The 4,461-nt window shown below is 74.3% G+C and carries 5 protein-coding genes; all 5 read right to left on the minus strand.

The features are described 5' to 3' along the window. A partial coding sequence (locus tag WML84_RS13150) for a DNA-3-methyladenine glycosylase (RefSeq protein WP_347346595.1) occupies positions 1-525 on the minus strand: 525 nt, incomplete at its 3' end. Between the two features lie 77 nt (positions 526-602). Beyond that, complete coding sequence (locus tag WML84_RS13155; RefSeq protein WP_347346592.1) at positions 603-2,012, minus strand: hypothetical protein; 1,410 nt, start codon at positions 2,010-2,012, stop codon at positions 603-605. Beyond that, the gene (locus tag WML84_RS13160; protein ID WP_347346596.1) at positions 2,002-2,784 is read right to left on the minus strand and encodes a TIGR03943 family protein; all 783 of its coding nucleotides are present in this window, start codon (positions 2,782-2,784) and stop codon (positions 2,002-2,004) included. Before WML84_RS13160 ends, WML84_RS13155 begins: the two co-directional genes overlap by 11 nt. 85 nt (positions 2,785-2,869) lie before the next feature. Continuing rightward, positions 2,870-3,826 (minus strand): permease, encoded by a 957-nt coding sequence (locus tag WML84_RS13165; RefSeq protein ID WP_347346593.1) that lies wholly within the window; start codon positions 3,824-3,826, stop codon positions 2,870-2,872. 82 nt (positions 3,827-3,908) lie between these two features. Next, positions 3,909-4,325 (minus strand): transcriptional repressor, encoded by a 417-nt coding sequence (locus tag WML84_RS13170; RefSeq protein ID WP_347346594.1) that lies wholly within the window; start codon positions 4,323-4,325, stop codon positions 3,909-3,911. Positions 4,326-4,461: the final 136 nt, after the last annotated feature.

The raw sequence follows: 4,461 nt of genomic DNA on the forward strand, positions 1-4,461 counted from the left end.
GACCGGCTCCTCGCGCAGCAGCAGTCGCGCGACCGCGCCGTCGCGGGCCTCCCCGGTCACCGCGTCGATGCCGTCGTGACGCGCATGCCGGAGTCCCAGCGCGTCGCCGAGCCGGCCGGGCCCGCGCGCGAGGTCGCGCGGAGTGCGGGCGGCAACGCGGCGGCGGAACGCGGCATCCGTCCCCTCGACGACCTCGCCGGCGCGCAGCAGCACACCGCCCGCCGAGCCCTCCGGACCGCACACGACGTTGACGCACGAGTGGATGCCGTGACTCAGGTAGACGTACAGATGCCCCGCCTCGCCCCACATCGTGGCGTTGCGCCGCGTGTAGCCCATGCGCGCGTGCGAGCCCGGATCGGGCACCGGCCCGGTGCCACGCCCGTGGTACGCCTCGACCTCGGTGATGCGCACCGCGACGGTGTCGCCGTCCACGGTCGCCCGCAGCTCGGCGCCGAGGAGGAGCGGGGCGACCTCGACCGGCAGTCCGCCGAGCGCCTCGCGCGTGGCGGGGACGAGGCCGGTCATCGCCACCCGCTCGTCCACGCGCGGCGCGTCGGCGGGCGTGGGCCCGATCGGGATGCCTTCCGGCCGCGGACGAGCGCTCACGGCCGCGGCGCGTTCTGACACCACGAGATGTCGAAGCCGTCGAGCGCCGAGACCTCGTCGCCCGTGTCGAGCTCGACGACGTGCGTCTGCAGCCGTTCGGGCAGGGGCAGGCGGTAGCCGTCGTAGGGGTTGTCGACGGCGCGCGGCGCCACGAGGAACGCCGCGTACCGGCCGCTCGGGGCGACGCACGTGTGCAGCAGGACGTCGCCCGACGCGACCTGGAAGACCGGCCGCACCTCTCCGTCGGCGTCCGCGACGACCACGTCGGTGGAGCGCACCGTGAAGCCGTCGAGCTGCGCCAGCACGCGCAGGGTCGACCCGTCGGCCAGCGGTGTGATCGCACCGGGGGTCCCGAGCGCCGCGTCGACCGCGACGAGCGGCTTCTCGTCGGCCGACGCGAGGTCGACCGTGATGTGCTGGGTCAGCCGGTCGACGATGGCCTCCGTCGAGCCGCGCGCGATGCCGTCGATCGCGAGCGCGCTGCCGAGCGCGACCGGCTCCTCGCCCTCGCCCGTCGCGAGCGTGAGCGTGCCGTCGTAGGTCAGCATGAGCAGGCTGTCGGTGCCGGGCACGAACCGCCAGTCGTCGACGCGCGGATCGCCGCCCTCGATCTCGATCGGCGTGGGCTCGGCCGCCGGATCGCTCAGCGACGCGGTGAACAGCGCGCTCTCGCGGCTGCCGGCGCGCCCGATCGAGGCGTCGGTGAACGTGTAGCCGATGCGGTTGCCGCGGTCGGCGCTCTGCAGGTTCGTCACCGTGCCGGGCCCGGGCAGCGTCAGCTCGCGCTCCCCCGACCCGTCGAGCCGCGTCGTGACGAGCACGGGACGGTCGTCGTCGTCGAGCGTCGCGATCACGAGGTGGCCCGCGGTGGCGCGGAAGTCCTCGATGTGCGGGTGCGAATAGACCGTCTCGGCGGTGCCGTCGAGGGTCGTCCGCACGATCGTGTCGTCGGTGCGGCCGCGGCGCAGCAGGTAGACCTCCAGCGGCGGCGTGGTGAACGACTCCTCGATCGTCGTCGCGGGACCGCCGCCGAGCCCCGCGACCCCCTCGATGCGCACGGTGTACTCGGTCTCGTCCCACAGCGGCTGCGCGAAGCGCAGACCCACCGTTCGGCCCGACGTGTCGACCGTGAAGTCTGCGGCGGGGGTGACGGTGACCTGCGCGGCGTCGACCTCGCGCAGCGACTGGGTCGTGGTGAAGATCATGCGAGATCCGGATGCCGTGGCTGCGGCATCCGGGTCGACCTGCACGTGCGTGACCCGCGGCCCCTGCGTGGTCGTGAGCGCGGCCCCGCCGAGGCCGATCACCGCGAGCACGCCGACGACGACCGCGAACGCACCGAGGAAGGCGCGCCGGGCCCGTCGCGCGCGGGCGTCCGCGCGCCCCGCCGGGCCGTCAGTACTCATACGGGTCCTTCGGCTCGTCCACCCGCTCGACCGAGGCGGGCCGCACCTCGAGCCGTCCGCCGACGTCGCGCACCGTGCCGGTCACGGTGACCCACTCGCCGGTGGCCGGGGCATCCTTCGCCGCGATCGGGATGCTGGCCGGCTGCGCGTCGATGACGCAGTGCGTGATGACGAGCCGCGCGAGCTGGAAGCCGCCGTCGTCGGCGGGGGCGACGAACCCGGTGAGCGTGACCGGGTCGCCGTCGAACGCCTCGGGGTTGGTCGTGGTGGCGAACACGCTCGCCCACTCGCCGATCCGGAACGACGAGGTGTCGCCGGTCGCCGCCAGCGCGATGTCGTCGGCCCCCTGGAACAGCGGCGGAGAGCCGGTGTCGCGCGACATCGCGAGCTCGGCCGACAGCGTCGCGGGCGGGACGATCACGATCGTCGCGACGACGCCCGCCGCGAGCACGCCGCCGACCACGGCGGCCGTCGCGGGCAGGATGCCGGCGCCCCGGCCGGCGTGGTCGTGCGCGCTCGCGTGGTCGTCGCCGTCGGATGCGTGGCGGTCGTGAGCGTGGCCGTCCGCGGCTCCATCGCCGTGGTCGTGGCCGTGGTCGGCCTCGGCGCCGAGCGGGAGCGCGAAGCTCAGCACGGCGCCGGCGAGGGCCACGACGGCCATCGACACCGCGAACCACGTCGAGTCGGGGTTGATGTACAGGCCGAGCCGTCCGGTGGCGGCCAGCACGAGCGTGACGGCGGCGAGCGCCGCGGCGAGCCCCACGCCCAGCACGCGCGTCGCGGCGAGCGGGAGCCGGGGCGCCCACGCGCTCGAACGGGGAGCGTCCGAGGGAGCCGACCCGCGCTGCGGTCTCGTCTCAGGCAAGGAGGTTCACCGCCCCGCCGATCGCGACGGCCGCGAGGATCACGATCACGACGAGGCCCGCGAGCACGTGCCCGCGGAAGGTCGTGCGCAGGAGGGCCAGCATCTTGAGGTCGACGAGGGGGCCGACGAGGAGGAACGCCACGAGCGAGCCGGGCGTGAAGGTCGAGGCGAACGACAGCGCGAAGAACGCGTCGACGTTCGAGCAGATCGACACGACGATCGCGAGCGCGATCATCGCGATGATCGACAGCGCCGGGTTCGAGCCGATGGCCAGCAGCAGGTCGCGCGGCACGAGCACCTGCACGGCGCCGGCGAGGGCCGATCCGATCACGAGCGCGGGCATGACGGCGCGCAGCTCGACCACGAACTGCGCGAGGCTGCGTCGGCCGCGACCGCCGCCCTCGGTCTCGACGATCTCGCACGCGGCGCGGAAGCGGTCGGTGACGAGCCCGTTCGGATCGGGATGCCGGCTGTACAGCCAGCCGATCAGGTTCGCGATCGCGTAGCCGCCGACGAGGCGCGCGACGAGGATGCCGTCGTCGAACCCGAACGCCTGGTGCGTCGTGAGGATCACGATGGGGTTCACGATGGGGGCCGCGATGAGGAAGGTCAGCGTCTCGGCGACGCCGAAGCCGCGCATCATGAGCCCGCGCGCGAACGGCACGTTGCCGCACTCGCACACCGGGATCAGCATGCCGAGGAGCGACAGCACGGCGCGTCGACCCCAGGGGTTCCGCGGCATCCATCGCTCGATCGCGCCCGGCGGGATCCACACCTGCACGACGATCGACAGCACGACGCCGAGGACCACGAACGGCAGCGCCTCGACGAGCACGCTGATCGCGAGCGTCAGGCCGTCCTGCGCGCGGGTCGGGAGGGGCGCGCCCGGCGACAGCAGCGCGACGACGACCAGCACGGCGACCACGGCGAGCCCGATGCCGAGCGACACGAGCGTCCCGGTCCCCGCGCGGGGGCCCGGAGTGGACGCGGGATCGCGGCGCCCTGCCGGGCGCGACGTCGTCCGCGCGCCGTCAGCCCGCGTCACTGTCCTCCGCGGCGGCCTTCGCGGAGCAGTCCGGGCACAGCCCGAAGATGTCCACGATGTGCTGCGCGTGCGTGAAGCCGTGCGTCGCGGCGGTCCGTCGAGCCCACGCCTCGACGTCGTCGGCCTGGATCTCGACGGTCAGCCCGCAGCCGCGGCAGATGAGGTGGTGGTGGTGGCCGGTGCTCGTGCAGGCGCGGTAGATCGCCTCGCCGTCGGGGCTCTGCAGCTGGTCGGCCTCGCCCGAGGCGGCGAGCGTCGACAGCGCGCGGTAGACGGTGGCCAGGCCGATGCCGGTGTTGTCGGCGCGCAGCATCGCGTGGAGCTCCTGCGCGCTCACGAAGCCCTGGGAGTCGGCGAGGGCCGCGCGCACGCGATCGCGCTGCCAGGTGTTGCGCTGGGCCATGCCCGCGAGTCTACCCACGGGATCTGTGCGCGGGCCGGGCGCAGCGGCGCCCCTCCCCTCGCCTCTGCCTCGCCTCTGCCTCCTCTTCCGCCTCACCTCCCGCGGCCGAATGGCGACACCTTCCTACAGCGGCGCC

This window comes from Microbacterium sp. (genome assembly GCF_039812165.1).
GTDB lineage: Bacteria > Actinomycetota > Actinomycetes > Actinomycetales > Microbacteriaceae > Microbacterium.